The 24,898-nt window shown below is 50.2% G+C and carries 24 protein-coding genes; 12 read left to right on the plus strand and 12 right to left on the minus strand.

Annotated features, from left to right (window positions below; genetic code table 11):
* Window positions 1-153: 153 nt before the first annotated feature.
* From V0288_RS15660 to V0288_RS15675, 4 genes are all read right to left on the minus strand, one after another.
* Window positions 154-768 carry a PEP-CTERM sorting domain-containing protein gene (locus tag V0288_RS15660; protein WP_332866065.1) on the minus strand — a complete coding sequence of 205 codons (615 nt, stop codon included), beginning with the start codon at window positions 766-768 and terminating at the stop codon, window positions 154-156.
* 318 nt (window positions 769-1,086) lie between these two features.
* Complete coding sequence (locus V0288_RS15665) at window positions 1,087-1,497, minus strand: tellurite resistance TerB family protein (RefSeq protein ID WP_332866067.1); 411 nt, start codon at window positions 1,495-1,497, stop codon at window positions 1,087-1,089.
* Between the two features lie 8 nt (window positions 1,498-1,505).
* On the minus strand, window positions 1,506-2,870 hold the full coding sequence (locus tag V0288_RS15670) for a 16S rRNA (cytosine(967)-C(5))-methyltransferase (protein ID WP_332866068.1): 1,365 nt from the start codon (window positions 2,868-2,870) through the stop codon (window positions 1,506-1,508).
* Entirely contained in the window at window positions 2,863-3,468 is a 606-nt protein-coding gene (locus V0288_RS15675) for an alpha/beta hydrolase (RefSeq protein ID WP_422661990.1), read from the minus strand. The genes V0288_RS15670 and V0288_RS15675 overlap by 8 nt, the downstream gene beginning before the upstream one ends.
* A gap of 173 nt (window positions 3,469-3,641) precedes the next feature.
* Here V0288_RS15675 and V0288_RS15680 point away from each other — a divergent pair, with 173 nt between their 5' ends.
* Window positions 3,642-5,183 (plus strand): NAD(P)H-hydrate dehydratase, encoded by a 1,542-nt coding sequence (locus tag V0288_RS15680; protein WP_332866069.1) that lies wholly within the window; start codon window positions 3,642-3,644, stop codon window positions 5,181-5,183.
* On the opposite strand, the gene V0288_RS15685 is transcribed toward V0288_RS15680, so the two are convergent.
* The 3 genes from V0288_RS15685 to V0288_RS15695 form a co-directional block, all read right to left on the minus strand.
* Window positions 5,158-5,484: a hypothetical protein gene (locus V0288_RS15685; protein WP_332866070.1), complete on the minus strand. Its 327-nt coding sequence runs from the start codon at window positions 5,482-5,484 to the stop codon at window positions 5,158-5,160. The two genes, V0288_RS15680 and V0288_RS15685, sit on opposite strands and share 26 nt — an antisense overlap.
* 113 nt (window positions 5,485-5,597) lie before the next feature.
* Window positions 5,598-6,494: an ABC transporter permease gene (locus tag V0288_RS15690; RefSeq protein ID WP_332866071.1), complete on the minus strand. Its 897-nt coding sequence runs from the start codon at window positions 6,492-6,494 to the stop codon at window positions 5,598-5,600.
* A gap of 115 nt (window positions 6,495-6,609) precedes the next feature.
* Complete coding sequence (locus tag V0288_RS15695; RefSeq protein ID WP_332866095.1) at window positions 6,610-7,635, minus strand: ABC transporter ATP-binding protein; 1,026 nt, start codon at window positions 7,633-7,635, stop codon at window positions 6,610-6,612.
* A 375-nt stretch (window positions 7,636-8,010) separates the two neighbouring features.
* On the opposite strand from V0288_RS15695, the gene V0288_RS15700 reads away from it, so the two are divergent.
* The 4 genes from V0288_RS15700 to V0288_RS15715 all read left to right on the plus strand — a co-directional run bounded on the left by V0288_RS15700 (window position 8,011) and on the right by V0288_RS15715 (window position 11,690).
* Window positions 8,011-8,679: a hypothetical protein gene (locus tag V0288_RS15700; protein ID WP_332866072.1), complete on the plus strand. Its 669-nt coding sequence runs from the start codon at window positions 8,011-8,013 to the stop codon at window positions 8,677-8,679.
* Window positions 8,680-8,957: 278 nt separating this feature from the next.
* The gene (locus tag V0288_RS15705; RefSeq protein ID WP_332866073.1) at window positions 8,958-10,142 is read left to right on the plus strand and encodes an NAD(P)H-quinone oxidoreductase subunit H; all 1,185 of its coding nucleotides are present in this window, start codon (window positions 8,958-8,960) and stop codon (window positions 10,140-10,142) included.
* A 40-nt stretch (window positions 10,143-10,182) separates the two neighbouring features.
* A complete protein-coding gene (locus V0288_RS15710; RefSeq protein ID WP_332866074.1) occupies window positions 10,183-10,494 on the plus strand; it encodes a hypothetical protein in 312 nt (103 codons plus the stop codon).
* A 131-nt stretch (window positions 10,495-10,625) separates the two neighbouring features.
* Window positions 10,626-11,690 carry a vWA domain-containing protein gene (locus tag V0288_RS15715; protein WP_332866075.1) on the plus strand — a complete coding sequence of 355 codons (1,065 nt, stop codon included), beginning with the start codon at window positions 10,626-10,628 and terminating at the stop codon, window positions 11,688-11,690.
* A 77-nt stretch (window positions 11,691-11,767) separates the two neighbouring features.
* Here the strand turns inward: V0288_RS15715 and dpsA are convergent, their stop codons facing one another.
* The gene (gene dpsA, locus V0288_RS15720) at window positions 11,768-12,322 is read right to left on the minus strand and encodes a DNA starvation/stress protection protein DpsA (RefSeq protein ID WP_332866076.1); all 555 of its coding nucleotides are present in this window, start codon (window positions 12,320-12,322) and stop codon (window positions 11,768-11,770) included.
* 629 nt (window positions 12,323-12,951) lie between these two features.
* Between dpsA and V0288_RS15725 the strand changes: the two genes are divergently transcribed.
* The 5 genes from V0288_RS15725 (at window position 12,952) to V0288_RS15745 (ending at window position 19,571) form a co-directional block, all read left to right on the plus strand.
* Window positions 12,952-14,646: a glycosyltransferase family 39 protein gene (locus tag V0288_RS15725; RefSeq protein ID WP_332866077.1), complete on the plus strand. Its 1,695-nt coding sequence runs from the start codon at window positions 12,952-12,954 to the stop codon at window positions 14,644-14,646.
* 39 nt (window positions 14,647-14,685) lie between these two features.
* Window positions 14,686-14,895: a glycogen debranching protein gene (locus tag V0288_RS15730; protein ID WP_332866078.1), complete on the plus strand. Its 210-nt coding sequence runs from the start codon at window positions 14,686-14,688 to the stop codon at window positions 14,893-14,895.
* A 152-nt stretch (window positions 14,896-15,047) separates the two neighbouring features.
* Window positions 15,048-15,779: a cytochrome c biogenesis protein CcdA gene (locus tag V0288_RS15735; RefSeq protein ID WP_332866079.1), complete on the plus strand. Its 732-nt coding sequence runs from the start codon at window positions 15,048-15,050 to the stop codon at window positions 15,777-15,779.
* 44 nt (window positions 15,780-15,823) lie between these two features.
* The gene (locus V0288_RS15740; RefSeq protein WP_332866080.1) at window positions 15,824-17,176 is read left to right on the plus strand and encodes a cytochrome c biogenesis protein; all 1,353 of its coding nucleotides are present in this window, start codon (window positions 15,824-15,826) and stop codon (window positions 17,174-17,176) included.
* A 268-nt stretch (window positions 17,177-17,444) separates the two neighbouring features.
* Window positions 17,445-19,571 (plus strand): tetratricopeptide repeat protein, encoded by a 2,127-nt coding sequence (locus V0288_RS15745; protein ID WP_332866081.1) that lies wholly within the window; start codon window positions 17,445-17,447, stop codon window positions 19,569-19,571.
* 95 nt (window positions 19,572-19,666) lie between these two features.
* Here V0288_RS15745 and V0288_RS15750 read toward each other — a convergent pair whose 3' ends face one another.
* The gene (locus tag V0288_RS15750; protein ID WP_332866082.1) at window positions 19,667-19,843 is read right to left on the minus strand and encodes a hypothetical protein; all 177 of its coding nucleotides are present in this window, start codon (window positions 19,841-19,843) and stop codon (window positions 19,667-19,669) included.
* A gap of 20 nt (window positions 19,844-19,863) precedes the next feature.
* The gene (locus V0288_RS15755) at window positions 19,864-20,775 is read right to left on the minus strand and encodes an AAA family ATPase (RefSeq protein ID WP_332866083.1); all 912 of its coding nucleotides are present in this window, start codon (window positions 20,773-20,775) and stop codon (window positions 19,864-19,866) included.
* A gap of 220 nt (window positions 20,776-20,995) precedes the next feature.
* On the opposite strand from V0288_RS15755, the gene clpB reads away from it, so the two are divergent.
* Complete coding sequence (gene clpB / locus V0288_RS15760) at window positions 20,996-23,614, plus strand: ATP-dependent chaperone ClpB (RefSeq protein ID WP_332866084.1); 2,619 nt, start codon at window positions 20,996-20,998, stop codon at window positions 23,612-23,614.
* A gap of 357 nt (window positions 23,615-23,971) precedes the next feature.
* On the opposite strand, the gene V0288_RS15765 is transcribed toward clpB, so the two are convergent.
* Window positions 23,972-24,247: a hypothetical protein gene (locus tag V0288_RS15765; protein ID WP_332866085.1), complete on the minus strand. Its 276-nt coding sequence runs from the start codon at window positions 24,245-24,247 to the stop codon at window positions 23,972-23,974.
* 11 nt (window positions 24,248-24,258) lie between these two features.
* Window positions 24,259-24,648: a DUF6883 domain-containing protein gene (locus tag V0288_RS15770; protein WP_332866086.1), complete on the minus strand. Its 390-nt coding sequence runs from the start codon at window positions 24,646-24,648 to the stop codon at window positions 24,259-24,261.
* 60 nt (window positions 24,649-24,708) lie between these two features.
* Between V0288_RS15770 and V0288_RS15775 the strand changes: the two genes are divergently transcribed.
* Window positions 24,709-24,882: a DUF4276 family protein gene (locus tag V0288_RS15775; RefSeq protein ID WP_332866087.1), complete on the plus strand. Its 174-nt coding sequence runs from the start codon at window positions 24,709-24,711 to the stop codon at window positions 24,880-24,882.
* The last annotated feature ends 16 nt before the right edge of the window (window positions 24,883-24,898 follow it).

Genomic DNA, 24,898 nt, shown 5'->3' on the forward strand with positions numbered 1-24,898 from the left:
CGGGTAATCGTTTCGAGGACTGTAACCACTATTTACGAACCGTCTCTACACTCTTGCCTTTTACCCGCCGACCCACCCAGATTAACCATCTGGGTGCCGACGGGGACGGATGGAGAATTCGGGAGAAAAACGGTATCTATTCTTAATTAAGAATTACCGTTTTTTCAGCAGTGAACCCGCTCCTAACGCGCCTAAAGTCAATAAAGCTAGGGCAGAAGCGGGTTCGGGAACAGAAGAGACTGGAATGACTTGAATGCTAGGTGTAGAGCCTAAAAAAGTAGTGCCTGTAGTGGACGAAAACGAGAAGAGGTTAAAATTGGCATCTATAGTCCCCGACGGAAGGGGGTTACCGTTAGTATCGACAACATTGCTGATGAAGTAATAAGGATCGTTACCCGACGCGGCAGTACTATTATCGTATACGAACAGCGTTTCAGTTAGTGAATTAAAGTCGAAACGCAAAAAATTATTGGAAGATACACCATTGACAACGGAATTGGCACTACCGAGCAGGGTGTTATCGGGAGCGAAAACCGACAGCGAAAGGGATTGTAAGAAATTGGTCGGGCCTGACCCGTTTTCCGAAATCACGCTCGGACTGCCGGCGGGATAACTGAAACTCCCTGTCCCCGTATAACCTGTATTGGTCTGAAAGCTATAGTTGAATGTGCTCCCTCGGGCTGGATTGTTGGTACTCCACGCGATAGCACCATAAAGAGCGGTAGTCGCTAGAGTGGTAACAGTAAGTCTGTTTAGGACTTTATTCATTGTTTAAATTCCTAAATGTTAACGTAAGCGCACTCATCCTAACGTAAGAGCGGATAGAAGCGTTAAATCTAGCAAGAAAATTTAACATTTTTAACATTAAAGAGAATAATAACGATGACCTAGGCAAGAAGCCCGGGAAAATCCAAAACCCGCGAGGTATTGAAACCCGCCCGTGCAGGAATTAGGAGTCAGGAGGAACCAGAGGGGCCAGGGTACAGGTGAAAGGAGGAAGAAAGCTCTTTTCCCTTTTCCCCTTCCCCTTTTCCCCTTCCCCTTTTCCCCTTCCCCTTTCAGGCGAAAAATCCCCCATCTCCCCATTTAATTCCCCTCGGCGATCGCTTTGGCGTAGAGTTTCCGGATCTTACCCACCAGTTTATCGATCGCCGACGCGGGGGGATCGATCGCCGGATCGAGACTCTGTACTTTCGCGAGTAATTTCGCCTCCTGGATACCCACGTCGCCATCACTGTAAATTAGCGCGCCGATCGATTCGAGGAGATCTTGATAGGCGCTCTCGTCGCGATTTTCGGCTAAATATTCCTCGATCCAGCGATAACACTCGATCGCTCCCACCGGTTTCAGTTCCGAGAGTAGGGGGTGAATTTCGGCATCATCGATGAGTTCCTCGCGCTTGGCTACCTGTCGCAGATAGTCCCGTTCCTCGGGTTGGATCACGCCATCGATCCAGGCCGTACCGATGAGAATTTTTAATAATCCTTTGTTTTTCATCGTTGTTTTCATTTTTTCGCTTCCTTACTGAGCCGGACCATGAAAAAGCCGTCTCGATCGTGTCGGTGGGGCAGGATCTCCATCCATCCCTCCGCCGTCAGAAAGGGCGCGAAGATCGAATCGACGGCCGGGGGATAGACTCGCCAATCGGGATGACGATCGAGAAACGTTTGAATCACCTCTCCATTCTCTAACGGATCGAGAGTACAGGTGGCGTATACTAAGATTCCTTTCGGTTTTACCCATTGTGCCGCTCGCTCTAACAGTTCACCCTGTAATTTCGCCAATACGGGCAAATTTTCGGGATTCTGTCGCCAGCGGATATCCGGGCGCTTGTGTAGGGTTCCCAGTCCGGAACAGGGCGCGTCGAGCAGTACGCGATCGGCGATTCCCTCCCACTCGCTTTGTTCCCGGCTATCTCCGAGGTGGATCTCGATCGACTCTAACCCCTCCCTCCGAATATTTTCTTCCAACTGCCGCAGACGGGAAGCGGTTTTATCACAGGCGAGAATTCTAGCGTTATCGCCCGTTAATTCGGCGATATGGGTGGTTTTTCCCCCCGGCGCGGCGCAGGCATCGATAATCGTTTCCCCGGCGCGCGGATCGAGGAGATAGGTGACGAACCCCGCACTACTGTCCTGTACGGTGTAATGTCCGGCGCGAAATCCGGGCAATCGATCGATCCCCCGTTTCCCCCCCGTCAACCGCAGGAAAAAGGGTAAATCAGTTACCGGGGAAAATTCGATCCCCGCGCCGGTTAATTCGGCTTTAACGTCCTCTACATTCGTTTTCAGGGGATTGACGCGGATATCGAGATCGGGCGTTCGATCGAACCACTGACAGAGTTTTTCCGTCTCCTCCTCCCCGAATCTTTCCCACCACGAACGGACGATCCAATCGGGAAAGCTGTAGAGAATTCCCAAGCGTCGCGCCGGATCTTCGGGAAGGGGTAAGGGATCTTGTCCGTTTTCGGCTAAACGGAGATACTGTCGTAAAATTCCGTTAACTACCGCCGATAATTTTCCTAATCGATTCGTTTTCGTTAATTCTACCGTCGTGTTTACCGCCGCGGACGCGGGAACCCCGGAGAGATAGCGCAGTTGGTACAGTCCGACGTGCAGGATACGGCGTAAATCCGGCGGTTGTCGATCGGCCGGCACTTTCCCCAAGCGATCGATCAGCGCGTCTAGGGTGCGTTGACGGCGCACTACGCCATAAACAATCTCCGTTGTCAAGGCTCGATCGAGCGGAGTTAGGGAAGATTTTTCCAGATGGCGATCGAGCGCGCGATCGGTGTACGCGGAAGAGCGATCGATCTCCCGCAGAACCTGAAACGCCACCTGACGCGGACAATCGGTTGTTACCTTAGACATTAGCCACGCGATCGCGGAGGAACGATCGCAAGAGTGTCAGGACGGGAATGGGGATCTCGTGACCCATATTTAACTCGTGATACTCGACCGGAACCCCCATCGCCCGTAATAAATCCCTCGATCGACGCGCGACGGCCACGGGAACGACCATATCCTGTAAACCGTGAACGATTAACACGTCCGGGGTTTCTTCCGTCCCGATATGCGGTTCCGCGTGGAGATAGCCGCTCAACACGCATAAACCCGCGAGGGGGAGCGATAATCCCACGTCTACCGTCATCGCCCCTCCCTGAGAGAAACCACAGAGAAAAGTATTTTCTAGCGGAATTCCCGTGTTTTCTTCTAAAGAAACCAACCAATCGCGTAATTGTTGTTTACTTTCCTCTAATCCCGTATACTCCGCGGTATCGAGAGAGTACCACGCTAAACCGCCGGGAACGCTCGGATGGGGAAAAGGAGCGTTCGGAAACAGAAATTGACAGCCGGGCAAGTCTAGCATGGAGGCGAGAGGGTGGAGATCCTTCGCGTCGGCTCCCCAACCGTGAAGCATGATCACCAGATGGCTCGCGGTCTGCCCGTTAGACGGTAGCCAAGAAATCGCGTGTAAAGACAGGGCTTTGCTCCTAGAAAATTCTTTTTCTATCTTAATCCCCTTTCCCGGTTCGGCGTTCGGATCTCGATCGCCCGGATTTCGAGCGTTGATTAGAATGAACGAAGATCGATCGGGAAATCTTCACCCCAACACTCTGTAGACGGGAGATAGAGCGCGTTATGACTATCGGACTCGGGGAAATCGCGGTAACGGCCGACGAAATGCGACGCGTCGAGGAACGGATTTTCCTCGCGGGAATGCCCGTGGCCGCGCTGATGGAAAAGGCGGCCGGAATGGTGGCGAGACGGATTCAAGAACTGTACCCGCGGGTTTCTACGGGTTCCGTCGGGGTTTTGGTCGGGCCGGGTCATAATGGCGGCGACGCGCTCGTGGTGGCGAGGGAATTACATTTCGCGGGCTATCGGGTGGTCGTTCACTGTCCGTTCGATCGACTCAAGGATCTCACTGCACAACACGCCCAATATGTCAAGAATTTGGGGATAGAATTTTTAGAAACTCGCGAACCCTTGCGGGATTGTTCGCTACTCATCGACGGATTGTTCGGTTTCGGCTTGGAACGGGCGTTAACGGGGAAAATCGCCGAATTAGTGGACGAGATTAACGGGTGGGGGAAATCGATCGTCAGTATCGATATTCCGTCGGGAATCCATACCGACACGGGGGAGGTGTTGGGAACCGCGATAATCGCCACCCGTAGCTTCTGTTTGGGACTGTGGAAACGGGCTTTTTTTCAAGATAACGCGTTACCGTATCTCGGGGCGGTAGAAAAACTCGATTTCGGTATTCCCCCCGCGGATGTCGCCGCTATTGTCGGGAATTCGTCCCCTGTATCTCTCGTGAGTCGATCGAGCGTCCGCGATTGGCTTCCCCTCCCCCGTCCTCTTTTAACGCACAAATACCGACAGGGACATTTATTACTGATCTGCGGTTCGCGACGGTACGCGGGAGGGGCGATTTTAAGCGGACTCGGCGCGCGCGGGAGTGGGGTGGGAATGCTCTCGATCGCCGTTCCCACGTCTTTAAAACCCTTATTAGTCAGCCATTTGCCGGAAGCGTTGATTATCGACTGTCCGGAGACGGAAACGGGGGCGATCGCCGATATTCCCGCGGATCTCTCCTTCTACGGGGCGATCGCTTGCGGGCCGGGGTTGACGCTAGAGGCGCGAGCGGTGGTGGAAAGGGTCTTAGAGATCGATCGACCGGTGGTTCTCGACGCGGACGGTTTGAATATCTTGGCGGAGTTGGGGATAGAGAGGGTATTAAATCGGCGGGAAGAAACCGTTTTAACGCCCCATTCAGGAGAATTTAAACGATTATTCCCAGAACTATCGGAAAATAAAGATCGAATCGAAATGACACGGGAGGCGGCGCGAAAAAGCGGATCGATCGTGCTGTTGAAGGGAGCGCGGACGGTTATCGGCGATTCTACGGGAAAAGTCCGGATAATTCCCGAAAGTACGCCCGCGTTGGCGCGGGGGGGGAGCGGGGACATACTAACGGGGTTAATCGGTGGCTGGTTGGTACAAATGCCCGAAAAAGCTGTAGAAGCGACGGCGGCGGGGGCGTATCTTCACGCGCGCGCGGGGATTCTGGCGGCAGAGGAGCGGACGGAAGCGGGAGTCGATGGGGTGACGTTAGCGAATTATCTCGCCAACGCCACCGGGGAGGCACTGGCTACGGTTTCCCCGTCGCGGGAGTAGGATTCGGGGTTTGGGTGTTTTGTAGGCGCTCTCGCTGTTGACGTTTGAATTCTTCGGCGGCCCGATTAATTTCGGTGTTACTATCTTCTTGGAATTCCGCGACGCCGCGACTACGTTGCAAATTGGCGTTATGGATCAGGTTTAAAGGGTTAAAGTCTCCCAGGGTACTACTCCCGGTGGCGCTACGCTCGTTGGTTTGATAGCCGGACGGGTTGGAATTGGGAGCCTGTTGCGCGATGGCGGAACCGATAAAAGCGGTGGTTCCTAAAAGAGTCGCGCCGAGAATTAGTAGGGTTTTCATAAGTTTCCGGATTGAATGAGGGAATACAAGGTTTTAAAGCGGTAGGGGCGGGTTTTGTTTTCAAGATAACATTTTCTACAAATCTGTCGGCTAACCCCCCCCTACGACTCGATTCACGCGAAACGACGACGCAGAAGCGGCCAGATGGCGGCGAGGATCGACGCGTCGAACGCGAGGAGAATGAGTAATACCGCGGCGAAATTGACATCGAACCAGGGAGTTTGTAGGACGACACTACCGATCGACCAGTGCTGATTGAAATAAATATAGCGGATCGGTTCGATCGCGTAGGTGAGCGGGTTGAGGCTGGCGATAATTTTTAACCAATCGGCCATGAAGCTCAGGGGAGCGAGGGCGGTACTGGCGAAGAGTAACGGTAAATTGGTCACGAAAATGACGGCGATTAGTTCGATATGCCCCGGTAAGGCGAAAGTTAACCCTAAACTCAAGGCCGTCATACCGAGGACGACGAGGAAGACGATTACGGCGATCGCTCCGAGGCCGATCGGACTCGGCCAGCCCGCGCCCAGAAAGGCACTCGCGGCGACGATCGCGCTCGTTTGAATAAAACTCAGGACGATGATATAGATGGTAGACGCGGCGACGATCGAGTACCGGGTGGTTAACGGCGCGACGAGGAAACGGTTTAGAAAACCGAACTCCCGATCGAACATTACCGGTAAACCCGCGTTCAGCGCGCCGGAAAAGGCGGTAAACACGATCACCCCCGGCGCGAGAAATTTCGCGTAACTGAGATCGTTCCCGAATAATCCTTGCGGGGCGTTGTAAAATAAAGCCCCGAAGAGAATCAGCCACATAAACGGCTGGATTACCCCCGCGATCAGGGTAGACGGGCGACGTTGCAATTGAATAAACAATCGCTTTGTCATGGCGAGGGTTTCTTGCATGAACTCGCCGAGCGCGTTTCCCGATTCGTCTACCGTCCCCCCGAACCGAGGAGCGGGCGCGAGAATGGACTTTTCCGGTAATGGGGCGATCGTTTGACTCATAGTAATGTTCCTCTCCGACACGAAAACTAATATAAGGGATTCTTGAAAACCGATCGGGTTGAAATTGGCGAAAGTTAACAGTATTAATCGTTTTCCCGTTTCCGTCCCCCGATCGCTACGAACCTTTCATCGCCTGTTTTTTCTCCGCTTTCAGGTCGCGGGCGCTGGAGGCGGCGATCTCCGCGTCGAGTAGGGTGCGTCCGGTGGCGGCGAGGTACACGTCATCGAGACTCGGCCGCGAGCGCGCCATACTGAAAATCGAGAGGCCGGAGTCCGCGAGGGTTCGCTCGATCGAACCGAAGGAATCGCTATCGCGTTTGACGATTAAATTCAAAGAATTGCCCTGCGATCCGTTGACGATCGCCTCCTCGACGAAAGGTAGGGAGGAGAGTAAATCTTTCACTTGCAGGGCTTCCTCTTCCGGGGAAAATTCCCGCACCCGTAACGTGATCCGATCGCCGCCGACGCGATCTTTCAATTCCGAAGGACTTCCCTCGGCGATCACGCTCCCGGCATCGATAATCGCCAGTCGATCGGCCAGCGCGTCGATCTCTTCCAGATAGTGACTGGTGATCAGTACGGTCGTTCCGGCCGATCGCAGGTCGCGCAGGAAATCCCAGACGATCGATCGACTCTCGATGTCGAGGCCGACGGTGGGTTCATCGAGTACCAACACCGCGGGCTGATGCAGTAATCCCGCCGCCAGATCGAGCCGTTTCCGGATGCCCCCGGAATAACTTCCCGTTTTGCGATCGGCGTAGTCCGCTAATCCCAGTACGGCGATCAGTTCCTCGATCCGATCTCTTGACTTTTTAGCGGGAATGTGATAGAGGGCGGCTTGCAGTTGTAGAAGCTCGCGCCCGGTTAACATTTTATCTAAAGCGACCTCTTGGGCGACGTAACCGAGGCGTTTGCGGGCCGCCTTGGGATTCTCGATCGCGTTAACCCCCCCGACCTCGATTTTCCCCGCGTCCGGTTTGGCGAGGGTGCAGAGACAGCGGATCGTCGTGGTTTTGCCCGCGCCGTTAGGGCCGAGTAAACCGAAGATCTCTCCCGGTTTGACGGAAAAAGAAATGTCTTTAACGGCTTCGGTCTGTCCGTAGCGTTTTTTTAATTGTTCGATCGCCACCGCGAATGTCATAACGGTTTTCACGCCGATCGGCGCGATACAAATCTATACAAAACTCCCTTTCTATTCTAGTCAGGATCGGCGATTTCCGGACGGGGAGAGACGGGCGGACGCTCCCGGCGATCGGGAGAAATCGATCTTTTTTAGAATCTCTTAAGTTTTTTTCGGGACTTCCGCCATCTTTCTTAAATGATCTTTAACTCGATCGGGCGATCCCGAAAATATCGTTTTTAATCTATAATAGACGGGACAATCAGCCCGTTAGTTTCCTAGTCCGAATCCGACTTTTTCCGCCTGTTTTAACGAAAAAATCTTTATCGATCGAGAGAGGAAACAATTAATTTTCCGATCTCGTCCTCGCTTTTACTTCGCTCTCACCCGGAAACAATGCTCGACTTTACAAAACGCGGTCGCGCCCGTGAAGTGACCCTGTTAACCTTACTTTTGAGCGCCTCGATCGTCACTATCTCGCTCTCCTACCTCCCCGTTCTCGCCCGACAATCGCTCGAAATCCAGTCGGCAACGAGATCGACCCCCTCCTTCATTCCCGCGGGAACCGCGATCCCCGTCCGCTACGATCGGGCGGAAAAAATCCTGCTCACGCCGGAAGAAACCTACTCGCTCTCGTTAACCGTGACCGAGAGTATTAAAAACGCGCTGGGAAAAGTGATTATTCCCGACGGGAGCCAGATTATCGGCGAGATCAAACCCTCGGAACGGGGGTCGCGCTTTTTCTCGCAAAAGATTTTTTTAAAAGAGGAGAGACCGCGGTCCGAACCCATCGACGCGATCTCGGACGCGGTGAACCATCTCCAAAAAATTATCAAGGGAGCGAATCCCGATCGCGTGATCAAGGGAGCGGCGCTCGGGGAATCGGCCGCCGCCCTGCTGGCCTCGCTGACCGACGATCGACCGATCGATCGCTCCCTCCTACGCAACGGGCGCTGGGAAGTGCTGGCGGGATGGCTGTTACGCGGGGAGTCGCTAGAATTGGTCTCGATCGAACCGCGCCGGGATTTAACGCTGACCCTGCGCTCGGATTTCGATCGGAAGTAAGGTTGGAGACAGGTGCTAGGCGATAGAAAACAAGCTCGGCATTTATGGCGGAACGATTGTAATGGTAAAATGTGATTTTCTGGCTTTTTTACCCGATATATCCCGAAATTTAGTTTGGAATACTGAAAAAACGCGGGAGTGAAAGTCGCCGCGGTTCCATCGCGATTCTTTATGGATGGGATTCGAGAGAGCGATGCGATCGGACTCTCGCGTTCGTTATTGGATGCCCCGATTTCTCTATAATACGGGAAGAAAATGTAGGGATCATCGATCGAGCTATGGCAAAAATTGAGACGAGAACCGAACCCATGATCTTGAACATGGGGCCACACCATCCCTCGATGCACGGGGTTTTGCGATTGATCGTCACCCTCGACGGGGAGGACGTGATCGACTGCGAACCCGTTATCGGCTACCTACACCGGGGAATGGAGAAAATTGCCGAAAATCGTACTACTGTCATGTACGTTCCCTACGTGAGCCGCTGGGATTACGCGGAAGGGATGTTTAACGAGGCGGTAACGGTCAACGCGCCCGAAAAATTAGCCGATATCACCGTTCCCAAGCGAGCGCAGTATATCCGCGCGATCATGCTGGAATTGAACCGCATCGCCAACCATTTATTATGGCTCGGCCCCTTTCTGGCGGACGTGGGCGCGCAAACTCCCTTTTTCTACATTTTCCGGGAACGGGAATTGATTTACGACCTATGGGAAGCGGCCACCGGCTACCGTCTCGTTAACAATAATTATTTCCGCGTCGGTGGGGTGGCGGTAGATCTTCCCTACGGTTGGGTGGATAAGTGCGCCGATTTCTGTGATTATTTCCTGCCGAAAGTGGATGAATACGAGAAATTAATCACGAATAACCCGATTTTCCGCCGTCGGGTGGAAGGCGTGGGCGTGATCACCCGCGACGAGGCGATTAACTGGGGACTCTCCGGCCCGATGTTACGCGGTTCCGGGGTGAAATGGGATCTCCGCAAGGTGGATCATTACGAGTGTTATGACGATTTCGACTGGGATGTTCACTACGAGACGGCCGGGGATTGTTTCGCCCGCTATCTCGTCCGTATCCGCGAGATGCGCGAGTCGGTGAAGATTATCCGTCAGGCGATTAAGGGTTTACCCGGCGGCCCCTACGAGAATCTGGAGGCGAAACGGTTAGCGGAGGGGAAAAAATCCTCGTGGAACGATTTCGATTACCAGTACATCGCCAAGAAAGTCGCCCCCACCTTTAAAATTCCCGCGGGCGAGCATTACGTGCGCGTGGAGAGCGGGAAGGGCGAGTTAGGGATTTTTATCGTCGGTAACGATGATGTGTTCCCGTGGCGTTGGAAAATCCGCGCCGCCGATTTTAATAACTTACAAATCCTGCCCCATCTTCTCAAGGGGGTGAAGGTTGCCGATATTATGCCGATTCTGGGCAGTATCGATGTGATTATGGGTTCGGTCGATCGTTAACGAAGGCAGGAGGCAGGAGGCAGGAGGCAGGAGGCCGTTTTTGAAACGGGGATTTATACCCCGTTTCAAAAATTTTCGCCTTTTAAGGCGAGGTTTTAGACCCGCTTGTTTCGATAATCCCGTTCCATCACGATTTCGCGGGCGCGCTGGAGAGATCTGGCGCGCCTTCGTCCGTCGGAGGAGTCAGGAGTCAGGAGTCAGGAGTCAGGAGTTAGGAGGCAGGAGGCAGGAGGCAGGAGGCAGGAGTCAGGAGTTAGGAGTTAGGAGGCAGGAGGCAGGAGACGCGATAAAGAATAAGATAGCGATAAATTTCCCCAAAAACCTATTTATCTTGTATGGTTCTAGTTTTTAAGGCTTTTAGACTCTCAAAAACGAATCTTGCAAGCGTGAGATGAAGAAAATTTTCGGGGATGGAAAGATCGAAAAGGGTTTCGGGTATTCTATGGGAGAACAAAAGATCTAGTCGCGCGCCAGGAGAAAACTATGGTCGATCGGATCGTCGAGGTCGTTTTCAGTTTCGATACCACGGGCAGTATGTATCCCTGCCTGACGCAAGTTCGCCGGAATCTTAAAACCACTATCACCCGACTTCTCGACGAGATACCGGGGATTCGTATCGGCATTATCGCTCACGGGGATTACTGCGATGCCGGTTCTACCTACGTGACGAAACATCTCGACCTATCGGGGGATGTCGATCGAATCTGCGATTTCGTGGCCAATGTCGCGCCCACGAATGGAGGGGACGCGCCGGAATGTTACGAATTAGTATTGCACGAGGCTCGATCGCTCTCCTGGTCGCCAGATAGTCTGAAAACGCTGGTTATCATCGGCGACGATCTTCCTCACGCGCCCGCGCAAACGCCGCAAAAGTTAAACTGGCGATCGGAACTGGATCATCTCATCGCGTTGGGGATTAGCGTCTACGGGATTCAAGCGCTCAATCGATCGCACGCGACGTTATTTTATAAAGAACTAGCGGAGAAATCGGGAGGTTTCCATCTCAATCTCGATCAGTTCTCCTATATTACCGATTTTTTCCTCTCGGTCTGTTATCAGCAATCCTCTCTGGATCAACTGCAAGCTTACGCGACGGAAGTGGCCGAGAAGGGACGGATGAATCGCGGTTTACAACAGATGTTTTCCACGCTGTTGAAGGAAGAAATCTCGATCGACTACGGGGAGGCGGATCTGCGCGCCGTCCCGGCCGGACGGTTTCAGGTTCTCGACGTGGACGTGGATATCTCGATCAAGGCGTTTGTTTTGGAAAACGGCTTAACGTTTAAGGTCGGGCGCGGTTTTTACGAGTTCACGAAAACGGAAACGATTCAAGGTCATAAAGAGATTATTTTAATGGATCGGAAAACCGGCGATCTTTTCGCGGGAGACGCGGCGAGAGAGTTGCTGGGCTTGCCACTGGGAACGACGGCGAGAATTAAACCGAGTAATCTGGAGAAATACGTCGTTTTCGTGCAAAGTACCTCGGCGAATCGGAAATTAATCGGCGGGACTCGCTTTCTCTACGAGGTGGAAGATTGGACGGGGTAGAAAACGGCGAATCTCGCGAACCGGTGCGGCCGCGAGATTCGAGGAAAGAGGGAGAGTCGATCGCTCTTTTTCCGGTTTTAATTGGAGGCGTTACCGAGGAAAGCGATGGTTAAGCTATCGTGAGCCAGGAAATGGCTGAGATGATAGGCTCTTTCCTCGGTTTTCAGGAGAATTTGTTCGTAGAGGTGACGGGTGGCCCGATCGCCGAGGCTTTCCGCTTGGGATGCCTGACGACGGAGAACCTTGATCACTTCCTGTTCCGCGACGAGATCGTGTTCGACCATCGATCGACAGTCGAAAACACCGTCTTCCTCGGGGGTGAAACAGCACATTTCGGCGAGTTTCCCGAAACTGGCCACGGGAACCCCACCGAGACCGTTTAAACGTTCGCCGAGGTCGTGAACGTGGTCGGCGGTCGTCCCGTAATATTCTTCAAAAAGTTCGTGTAATTGAGAGAATTCGGCCCCCTCGACCACGAAATGATGTTTCTGATATTGGAGATAAAGAGCTTGGAAACTGGCGAGGAGGATATTTAATCCCTCGCAGATCGGTTCGGTAACGCTTTTTTCTAACAGAACGGGATTGTCCGAGACTTGCCCGAAGGGAAGAAGAATTCCTTGTTTAACTGCCATTTTGCTTTCGCTCCCGTTATTACGTCGGTGGCTCGGTAGTAATTAATATAGCAGATAGGTAAAGAAATAAATCGCGGAAAATATTATTTTTCTTTTCGTATTGTTCGATACGGTTCCCGTAGAATAACTATCAGTTTGTCTCGATTTTTAACTCGCTTATTGCGAACATTTTCAAGTAAGCGGTCGGCAAAGGAAACTAGAACCCTAGAGTTTTCGAGAGCGTAATAATCGAGAATATTTCTTAACCTTATCGGGTCGGTGGTATTCCGCGGGGAATAGATTTAGCGATCGATCCCGTACAAATGTCGCCCCGTTCGATCGTCCTGTCTCGCCGATTTGGCATTAAGTTTTTCTATGGTCACGATTGAAAAATTCCGATACTTTCTTTTTGTTGTTGAGAGCGACGGACGGGGGCGGTCTGGAGTTAGAATTGACGGTAGCGATCGAATCGAACTGGAGCGGGTTTCACCGAAAAATCCCGAATTAAAACGTAAATTTCTCGAATTAGACCTTATATCGCGCTCGGAGGGAACTAGATCGTGATTTCTACCGTCCGGATGGGGTACGGATGGCGCGCTTCGGAGTACGATCGAGGGAAGAGATCGGGTCATCGGAAGCGATCGAAGTCATTGAATCCTTCAGCGAAAGTCGGTAAAAGCGTGATCGGTACTTTTTTGAAAATGGTTAAGACCGGGAAAAACGTTCCCGATTTTTGGTTACTGGGAATCTGGATCGTTCTCGGAACCTTCCTTCGATTTCTGCTCTTAACCGCTAAACCCCCGTGGACGGACGAATTCGCGACGATGGTGTTTAGCGCGGGGAATAATTTCGATTCGGTTCCGATCGATCGGCTCGTTTCGATCGATACTTTATTACAACCGCTTCAAGTCAATCCTACCGCGACGGCGCCGGACGTGATCGATCTGTTATTACACGAGGATAATCATCCCCCGCTCTATTTCGTTCTCGCTCATTTCTGGATGAAATTATTTCCCGACGGGGGAGGATATATCTCGCTATTCGCCGCTCGATCGCTCGCCGCTTTTTTCGGGGTTCTCGCGATACCGTTAAGCTATTTTCTCGGGAGAATCGTTTTTTCCTCCCGTCTCGTCGGTCAATTGTGCGCCGCGATGATGGCTCTCTCTCCCTACGCCATTTTTAGCGCGCAGGAAGCCCGCCATTATACCCTAGCGATTTTATTTGTTATCACTTCTTTATTATGCTTTCTGGTTTCTAGTCAATATCTTTTTCAGCGAAGGAAGATACCCTACTTCGTTATTTTCGGTTGGTTGTTATCGAATTGTCTCGGGTTACTGACCCATTATTTTTTCTCGATCGCTATCGTCGCGGAAGGGTTAACGTTATTATTTATCTTATTGTATCAAATCTATCGAAAACAGTTTCAATTGGCGAACTGGGTTCGGGTCGGTCTGGTTTATCTAGGAACCGCGAGCTTCTTGGCGATTTGGTTCTTAACCGTAATCCCGAAGGATCACGGCAGTCAGATGACCGATTGGATCGTTCGGGATACGCGAAATTTATTAATCCTTCTCGATCCCGTCTTTCAATTACTCGGAACCATGATCACGATGCTCTCGCTCCTTCCGGTGGAATCGGATAATCTAGCGATCGTGATTATTTCCGGGGCGCTGATGCTGGCGTTTTTCCTGTACGCGATCCCTCGTTTTAAACGCTCTTGGTCGTCGGTAGATGGTTGGGAGTTTCGGGTATTGGTGGGATTTTGGGCGAGTTCGATCGCCACGTTCTTTTTTATCAGTTATGTCCTCTCGATGGATATTACCAAGGGAGCGAGATACAGTTTCGTTTACTTTCCCGCAGTGATTTTAATCGTTGCCGTTTTACTGGCCGATGGTTGGCGAAGGGGTTGGAAACGGTTCGTTATCGGGGTTTTAGTGATGGCGTTCGTTAGTTCGATCTGTGTGAATTTGAATCTGGGATATCGAAAATATTATCGGCCCGATCGACTGGTTCCGATTATCCGAGAAAATTCCACCGATTCCGCCCCGATCGTCACCCACTATAAAAGTTTAGTAGAAGTCGGGGAGATGATGGGCATCGCGCGCGAGTTCAAGCGACAGTTCCCCGATCGAAACCCCCGATTCCTATTCATCTCCCGTCCGGAAGAATTGAAAGATAAAGTAGTTCTCGCGGAAACTCCCGAACTGTGGCTAGTGAATTTCCCGAACCCGATCGAGCTACTTTATCGGCAGATCCCGATCGATTTACCCGGTTGTCGGCCGGTCTCCGAGGAATTTCCTTACGTGGCGGGATATGTTTATAAAAAATATTCCTGTGAGCGCTAAAATACGGTATGCTAGAAATAGTCTCGATGGATATTCGTTATGACGATTTGGATAAACGAACAGATCGATTCCTGTGGTTTGGTGCAAGCTTGTATCGCCGGTTGTAATGAAGACGCGGCGCGAGATTGCCACGAGACCTGGTTAAAAAATCTCACCGAAGAGCAAAAAGAAACGGGCTGGACGGCCGTATTAAGAACGGTGGAATCCTGGGAGGATGTTCCCGTCAACGCGTTGAAACTAAGTTATTAGTGAATCTTCTCGATTTATTTTCTTTCCAAAGAGTAATGGTTCGCTCTAACCATTTATTTTTGGGGGGAGTCGGATGACTATCCCGGTGTCGCGGGTCAATTCGATCGCCGGCGCGACACAATAGAGATCGGGAAAATCTCACCCCTCAAGATATGTTAGAAAGCCTGCAAACCCAACTCTACCACCTCGAACAGTACGCCGATCGACTGGTTTCCGGTCAACTCACCCATCTTACCCCCGTCAGTATCGGGATCATCGCGCTCGCGGGTTTACTCACCAGTCTCACCCCCTGTATGCTGTCCATGCTCCCGATTACCATCGGTTATATCGGCGGTTACGAGGAAAATAAGGGACGTTTTACCGCTTTCCTACAATCGGCTTGGTTCTCTCTCGGTCTCGCTACCACGCTCGCGGTATTGGGAATAATCGCCGCGGGATTGGGGAAAGTATACGGACAGGTGGGGATCGGTCTGCCGATCCTGGTGAGCGCGATCGCCATATTAATGGGATTGAACCTGCTAGAACTCGTCCCCCTGCGATTTCCCTCGCTAGGCGCGACCGATTGGATTACCGAGGACTTTCCCCCCGCTTTACGGTCGTATTTACTGGGATTAACCTTCGGATTGGTCGCCTCCCCCTGTAGTACGCCCGTCCTCGCGTCCCTCCTCGCCTGGGTCGCCAATACGGGAAATCTGACTTTAGGAACGGGATTATTGCTTTCCTATACCGCTGGATACGTTCTACCGTTGATTATCGTCGGTTCTTTCACCGCTTCGTTAAAAAGCCTTTTATCCCTGCGTCAGTGGTCGGGTTGGATCAATCCCGTCAGCGGGGTTTTATTAATCGGTTTCGGGGTCTTCTCGCTCCTATCCCGTCTAGTCTAGAGGGTACAATAGATGATCGGCAGAATTCACAAAACCCTTTTAGCATGACCGTATCCGATCCCGTACAGACAGCGAACGCTTCTCTTTCTCCCCGACAACTCGGACGCAAGTTCATCCAAACGATCGCCGATCTCCGGTTAGCGATCGTTTTATTACTCCTCATCGCGTTATTTAGCGTTAGCGGGACGGTCATCGAGCAGGGGCAATCTTTATCCTTCTATCAGGCGAACTATCCCGAAGATCCCGCTTTATTCGGGTTTTTAAGCTGGAAGGTGTTATTGGCGATCGGCTTGAACCATGTTTATAGTACGTGGTGGTTTCTGGCGTTATTGGTGCTTTTCGGGGCGAGTTTAACCGCCTGCACCTTTATCCGTCAGTTTCCCGCGCTCAAGGCGGCCCGATCGTGGAAATTCTACGATAAGTCGCGACAGTTCCAGAAATTAGCCCTCAGCGCGGAGTTAGAGACCGGATCGATCGAATCGTTAACCCCGTTACTGGAAAAGAAAGGCTATAAGGTTTTCGTCGAAAATAACAGTCTTTACGCGCGTAAGGGGATTATCGGCAAAATCGGCCCGATCGTCGTTCACGCGGCCATGTTAATCATTCTAGCGGGCGCGATCTGGGGCGCGCTGACCGGCTTTTTCGCGCAGGAGATGGTCGCGAGTGGCGATAGTTTTCGGGTGAAGAATATTATCGAGGCAGGCCCGCTCTCGTCGGGAGTGATTCCGAAAGATTGGGGGATAAAAGTGAATCGTTTCTGGATCGATTACACGCCGAAGGGCGATATCGACCAATTTTACTCGGATCTGTCGGTAATTGATGATAACGGACGGGAGATCGATCGAAAAACCATTCAGGTAAACCAACCCTTACACCATCAGGGAGTGACTTTCTATCAAACCAGTTGGGGGATCGCGGCCGTCCGGGTGCAGATTAATAATAGTCCGGTGTTTCAACTGCCGATGGCTCCGCTGGATACGAAAGGCAACGGCCAGATCTGGGGAACCTGGATACCGACGAAACCGGATCTCAGCGAGGGGGTTTCGCTGTTAGCGCGCGATTTACAGGGAACGATGATCGTGTACGACGCGAAGGGAAATCTAGCGAACGCGGTGCGCGAGGGGATGAGTGTACCGATTAACGGGGTAAATCTTAAAGTTTTGGAATTGGTGGGGAGTACGGGATTACAAATTAAAGCCGATCCTGGAGTGCCGATCGTTTACCTCGGATTCGGGTTATTAATGGTCGGAGTGATGATGAGTTATCTGTCTCACTCGCAGATCTGGGCGCTACAATCGGGCGATCGATTCTATCTCGGGGGGAAAACGAACCGAGCGCAGGTCAGTTTCGAGCGGGAGATGATCGAGACGATCGAATTATTGGGAAATAAACCCTAGAATCCTAGCCAACGCGGTTCTCTTTTCGGTGAACCTTGCCGATGTATTCCCTCATTCTGTCGCCGCATCTAAATGATCGCGGGGAGAGATATTGTCGGGAACTTTTCGTCAGGTAAAGATAACCGGATCTATCCGATTTGCATCGTGCGGTTTCTATTCGGGAGCGGGTCGAGAAAATATTCTCGATCGGACGAAACGAGATTGGCGATAGTAAAATGATGGATGGCGATGCTAAATGATCGGGTTAATTCTCTCCCATCGACATAGTATGAAAGAACTACAGGATCGAGCCTACGGGATGTTGCGACAAGGCCGATACGAAACGGCGATCGATTGGTATCGGGAATGTATAGAAGCGTCTCCCGAAGAGCGTGAAAATTATTGGTTTTTGGGGTTAGCTCTCCTGCTAGGCGATCGAGAAGAAGAAGCGGGGGAGCTTTGGTTTTCGGTTTTTCTACAAGCCACCCCGGAAGACGCGGAAATCTGGTCGCGAGAATTACGAGAATTATTAATTCAGGAGGCTCGAAGCTATCAATCGATCGGGTATCTTTCTCGTGCCGAAGTGATTTATCGGGCTTTACTCGAACAGGAAATTTCGGCGGAAACTTATTATTATTTAGCTACCGTTTTAGCCGATCGCGGAGAATTTGCCGAAGCCAGCACTTATTATCGAGAATCCCTTCGCTTAGACCCGAATTATAGCCCCGCTTACAATGGGATAGCCCGCTCGCTGTTATCGTTGGGTTATTTTCTGGAAGCGTATAGCCATGCTTCCCGCTCGATCGATCTCGATCCGGATAATTTACAATATTGGATCTGGTACTCGATCGCTCTCAAAAAGATTTCTTTCAACCGAGCGGACGATCGAATAATAACCTCTCTTCTAAAATGTTTTGAAACTCCCGCTATCAATCAGCAAAATCTCGCGGGAGCCACGATGAGTATTGTCCGGTTAGATCCTAACTTCCGATCGATCGCCGATTCGATCGAGCTAGATGATTTAGAAGGGGGAATGGAATCTCGATACGAGGCTCTGGCCGCTCTCGGCAAAAATCGGTTATTTCAATACCTCTTGAAAGACACGCTCATCGCCAATCTAACCTTTGAAAAAGTTTTAACCGAAATCAGAAAGCTGATCCTTTTGGAATCTAGCAAACATCAATACTTGTTAGACGAAATATTTTTGGATACCGCTTTCGTGAGCGCTCTAGCCTTGCAGTGCTTCAATAATGAATATATTTTTATCGATAGTCCTTTCGAGAAAGAAATTATTTTTCAACTGAAAGAAGAGATCGAGACCACTTCACTCGATACGATCGAGAACTTGGAAAATAAATTAGCTGTTTGCGCTCTTTATCATCCCCTTTATCAGTTAAATGTCGTTCACGATATAACTCTTGATCGACAACAATATTGGACACAAAACACGAAAATTTTGTGGAAACGAACGGTTATTGATTATTTTGAAGAGCAAGATCTAAAAAGAAGTATAGAGGCGATTCCTCCCATTAGCAATCGAATTTCTTCCGCCGTTCAGAGTCAATACGAGGAAAATCCCTATCCCCGTTGGTTAAAAATTTCCGCGCTCGATCCCTCTCCCCTACCAACTTTTGTAAAATCTTTATTCCCACATTTTAGCCCGCCGGAAGAATGGATCGATCGCCCCCTAGAAATTCTCTGTGCCGGTTGTGGGACGGGATCGGAACCTATCTCGATCGCGATCGGGCTAAAAGACGCGGATATTTTAGCGATCGATTTAAGTTCGAGTAGTCTCGCTTACGCGTCGCGGATGGCGAAAGAATTAAAAATAGAAAAGATTCAGTTTAAACAGGCGGATATTCTGGGTTTATCCGATTGGTCTCGGAAATTTTCGATGATTTTTTCTACGGGCGTTCTCCATCATTTAGAAAACCCGATCGATGGATTAACCATTCTCGTCGATCGCTTACCACAAAAAGGCTTACTTTGTATCGGCTTGTATAGTGCGAGAGCTAGAAAATTTATCGCTAATGCCAGAAAATTTATCGCCGATCGAGGCTATCAAAACACGGCAGAAGATATCAGGATGTGTCGTAAAGAATTAATCGAATCTTCCCTCGATTTCGCTATTAAATTGACCTACCAATATGACTTTTATAGCCTCAGTAACTGTCGAGATCTGATGTTTCATGTTAACGAACATTGTTTCACGATCCCTGAAATCAAGCGAATGCTCGATCGGGCGGGTTTACAATTTATCGGATTTTCTAATCTAGAACCGAAGGTTCAAGACGATTATCGAAAGATGTTTCCCGAAGATCGCGATATGAACGATCTAGAGCGCTGGAACCGTTTCGAGGAAATCTATCCCGATACTTTTATCGGAATGTACAATATGTGGTGTCAGAAGCTGTAAACAATTTCCTGATTAGACAGTCTTGTAACTTAACGGTTCGAGCAATTTTTCCCGCGCTCGTCATCGATAATTTTTTGAAATTTCCGTTGTAAAGCTTACAGATTCTTCGCGGGCGCGTGTAGGGCTTCCGGAGATTCTTTCGTTCGATTACAATGTTCCACGAGGGCGGCATGACGGATCGCCTCTCGATCGTCTCCCAGCGATTCTAAAGCTAGATCGATTAATTCTCGGTTGGTTAGATTTTGAAATTGTAAATTGAAAGACTCAGCCATAAAATCACAACCTACTAACGTTAGATGATATCGGGAATGTCATCGGCGACAATAATTGTCATCGCTTGTTTATCCAAAAAAGAAATATTGACAATTCTGTTCGCTTGCTTTTGAATTATCTTTTCAAAAAGATTTCTCACTGTTCTTCCGTTTCCAAAATTTTTATCTCGATTTAGATAGAGATAATTGAACCGAACCAGGATTTTTTCTTCCGCCTCGAATTCTAACTTAAAGTGATATTGTTCGCACAAAAGCTTAAAAATTTGTAATAACTCGTCAGCGTCATAGTCTTCAAATGAGAAGTAACGAGTGAATCTAGATTTCAAGCCCGGATTAGAATCAATAAATCGAGCCATTTCATCAGGATAGCCAGCCACGATGACAATTAATCTATCTCGATAATCTTCCATCCGCTTGAGTAAAGTATCTACCGCCTCTTTCCCGAAATCTCGATCGGCGTTTTCTGGAATTAGTGTGTAAGCTTCATCAATAAATAAAACACCATCAAGGGCTGACTCGATTAATTTATCGGTTTGAATTGCCGTTTGACCGATATAACCCGCGACCATGCCAGAACGATCGGTCTCTACTAGATGACCGCTCGATAAAATGCCGAGTTCTTTATAAATCTGTCCCATCAGACGGGCGATTGTAGTTTTTCCCGTTCCCGGCGATCCGACAAAAACAGAATGAAGGGTGATCGGACTATTCGGTAATCCCTGACGTTTTCGGAGATTTTGAACTTTCAGCAAATTAATCAGACTATTCACTTCCTCTTTGACATTTTGCAAACCGATTAATTGACCGAGTTTATCGATGATCGTATCCAGTCCGGACAATCGATCCGGATTCTGACCCGATCCTTCCCGTAACATCTCTTCTTTAATTCGCTCTATCTCTCGATCGAGCCAGTCTTTTTCATAATTAGACATCTCGGGAAACTCCTACTTATTAACTATTGATTCCGGAAGATTCTTTCTCTAATCTTCCCCTTTCTACCCGAAAAAGCGCGCTCTCGGTGCAAATAGTGACAGACTGGCTCGAAATCGCTCATGGTTGCGAAAATACGACCTCCGAGGTACGGGAAGCCGCTCTGAACGAGGTACAGGGCGAATCTACAATAGGAACATATAGTAGTGAACGAAACAGCCAATGCAACCGACCAATCCCCAACAGTTTACCGAAAAAGCGTGGGAGGCGATCGTCAAGACCCCGGACATCGCCAAACAGTACAGCCAGCAACAGATCGAGACCGAACACCTGATGAAAGCCCTTCTCGAACAGGAAGGACTCGCCAGCAGTATTTTCAATAAAGCCAATATTAGCGTTCCCCGTCTGCGCGATCGCGTCGAGGATTTCATCCGTCGTCAGCCGCGCATCGGCAACCCCGGCGAATCCATCTATCTCGGTCGTAGTTTAGATAGCTTACTCGATCGAGCCGAGAATTACCGCAAAGAGTTCGGCGATGATTTCATCTCGATCGAACATCTCCTGTTAGCATACGCTCAAGACGATCGCTTCGGAAAAGCGCTCTACCAGGAATTCGGACTTACCGAACCCAAGCTTAAAGAAATTATCCAACAAGTCAGAGGTTCTCAAAAAGTGACCGATCAAAATCCCGAAGGCAAATACGAAGCCCTAGAAAAATACGGACGCGATCTCACCCTCCTCGCCAGAGAGGGCAAGCTAGACCCCGTGATCGGGCGCGATGACGAGATCCGCCGCACCATTCAAATCCTATCCCGCCGTACCAAGAATAACCCCGTTTTAATCGGTGAACCGGGTGTCGGGAAAACCGCCATCGTCGAGGGATTGGCGCAACGGATCATCAAAAACGACGTACCCGAATCCCTACAGGATCGTACCCTGATCGCGCTCGATCTCGGTGGACTGATCGCCGGCGCGAAATATCGCGGGGAATTCGAGGAACGTTTGAAAGCCGTCCTCAAAGAAGTTACCGAGTCGAAAGGTAACGTGATCATGTTCATCGATGAAATCCATACCGTCGTCGGCGCGGGCGCCACTCAAGGCGCGATGGACGCGAGTAATCTTCTCAAACCGATGTTAGCGCGGGGCGAACTGCGTTGTATCGGCGCGACCACTCTCGACGAGTATCGCAAGTATATCGAGAAAGACGCGGCGCTGGAACGGCGTTTTCAGGAAGTTCTCGTCGATGAACCTACCGTAGAGGACACGATCTCTATCCTGCGGGGGTTGAAAGAACGGTACGAAAGTCATCACAATGTGACGATCGCCGATAACGCCCTCGTCGCGGCCGCGTTACTCTCGAACCGGTATATTAGCGATCGATTCCTCCCGGATAAAGCGATCGACCTTGTAGACGAGGCCGCCGCTAAATTGAAGATGGAAAACACTTCCAAACCAGAAGAATTGGATGAAGTCGATCGGAAGATTCTCCAATTAGAAATGGAACGGGTTTCTATCCAGAAAGATTTCGATCCCGCCTCCCGCGAACGGCTAGAGAAACTGGAAAAAGAACTCGCCGATCTCAAAGAAGAACAAACCCGACTCAATGCCCAATGGCAGGCGGAAAAAGAGATCATCGATAAAGTGGGCGAGGTGAAAAAAGAGATCGAGCAAGTAAACCTCGAAATCCAACAGGCCGAACGCGATTACGACTATAACCGCGCCGCGGAATTAAAATTCGGCAAGCTGACCGATCTTCAGCGTCGGATGAAAGAGCTCGAAAAACAACTCGCGGAAAAACAAACCTCCGGGAAAAGCCTCCTCCGCGATCAGGTCGTGGAAGCGGACATCGCCGAGATCATTTCTAAATGGACGGGAATTCCCCTCAGTAAACTGGTGGAATCGGAGAAAGAAAAACTCCTGCATCTCGAAGACGAATTGCATGAAAGCGTCATCGGACAGGAAGAAGCCGTAACCGCCGTGGCCGAAGCGATCCAACGTTCCCGCGCCGGTCTCGCCGACCCCAACCGTCCGACCGCGAGTTTCATCTTCCTCGGGCCGACCGGTGTGGGGAAAACGGAACTGGCGAAATCCCTCGCGCGCAGTCTCTTCGACACGGAAGATGCCCTCGTTCGCATCGATATGTCGGAATACATGGAAAAACACACCGTTTCCCGTCTCATGGGCGCGCCTCCGGGATACGTGGGCTACGATGAAGGTGGACAACTCACCGAAGCCATCCGTCGCCGTCCCTACTCGGTCATCCTTTTCGACGAGATCGAGAAAGCCCATCCCGACGTGTTTAACGTGATGTTACAGATTCTCGACGACGGACGTTTGACCGACGCGCAGGGTCATCTGGTGGACTTCAAAAACACCATCATCATCATGACCAGTAATATCGGTTCCCAGTATATCCTCGATTTGGCGGGTGACGATTCCCGTTACGAGGAAATGCAGGCGCGGGTGATGGACGCGATGCGGGCTAATTTCCGACCGGAATTCCTCAACCGGATTGACGAGATCATCATCTTCCATAGCCTCGACAAATCACAGTTGCGGGAAATTGTCAAGCTTCAGGTGAAAAATCTCGGCGATCGACTCGCGGAACAGAAACTCTCGCTGAAGATCGCCGACGCGGCGTTAGATTTCATCGCCGAAGTGGGTTACGATCCCGTCTACGGGGCGCGCCCGTTAAAACGAGCGGTACAGCGCTATCTAGAAACCCCGATCGCTAAATCGATCCTCAAAGGCGAATACAAGTCGGGAGAGACGATTTTTGTCGATGTTGCCGATGAACGCCTGACTTTTAAACGCTTATCGGCGGAAGTCGCGACCGTGTAATTTATCGTTAGGATAGATAGGGTGGGCGATGTCGCTCACCCGATTTTTATTTTTACCCGATCGGGGGGAGTATTATGTCGATCGAGCGATCGTTACTGGAAAAATTACAATAGGAATTAGCGAATAGACGCTCGAAAATGACTTCCGAGAGAGGTCTATTCATCGCTTTCTTACTCCGCTTCCGGTAACGCGAGAATTTCGTCTTCGATTAGTTCCGGTAACTGTTCCGTATGAACGTGAAGATGGCTGAAGGAACCGGTTAATTCCGCGAGAATATCCCCTTTTTGATCGTCGGTTAAATAGTCTAATTTGAGTCGCTCTAGGAGAAAAATATATTTCTCGCATTCTTCCTTGAGTTCATAGGAGGTGAGTGGAAAGCGGGGGATTAATGGGTAGTTCGGTTTCGATTATCGGGCTACTCACGGTAAATTGCTCCGGATAGAGAATGACATTTTCATAATCGTAACCCGTTACCGAACTCTCATCTGGAATCGCTAGATCGACCGCGTAACCTTCGGGATTTTTGTAGCATTCAACAATACTACCTTCCGTTCCTTTTGGAATTAACCGCTTGCCAAAATTTGCCTGAATATCTACCAAAGTTATTATACCATCATACAGTTTCGCTTTCATAAAATTTTCTCTCACTTTTGAACAACTTTTAGCCAGTTCGTGATTAACCTCGGAATTTGTTTATCCTTGTCGATCTGCCAGGTTGTTTCTAATATACCTTGAAGGTCATTGAATCCGATGATCGGTACGTTAACCGTATATCGACTCCCGTACTCGCTCGGTTCCTTTAGGTCGGCGGGAAGCTCCGGTAACCGCGAGCGGATTTGCGAGATAATCGATTCAGCGGCTCTCTGACGATCTTGAGAACTGTCTATATTATATCCGAGAGCGATAAAAGCGCGCCATTTCCCCTTATTGTTAGGATTCAAACGATTCATAGAATATTCGGTAAATTTGCGAGGATCGATCTCGGCTTGTTCTGCCATCGGTAACGGATCGCCCGTCTGCCAATTTCGTTCCATTGTCTATCCATCCTAATCGTTCCGCCACGGTCACGATATTCTCGATCGCTATCTACTATAATGAGGATCGCGCTCGATCGATCTCGATATTTTCTTTTCTTTAAAGACGCGTTCACCGCCGCTTCGATTATCGCCCGGAAAATCGGCATTGAAAAAATACGCCAGAAATGCCCTCATTTCAATGATTGGCTCGTACAGTTTGAAAATTTAGCGATCGATCGAACCACCTCGTAGACAGGGGCTGTTTTCT

The organism is Pannus brasiliensis CCIBt3594 (genome assembly GCF_036688125.1).
Lineage (GTDB): Bacteria > Cyanobacteriota > Cyanobacteriia > Cyanobacteriales > Microcystaceae > Pannus > Pannus brasiliensis.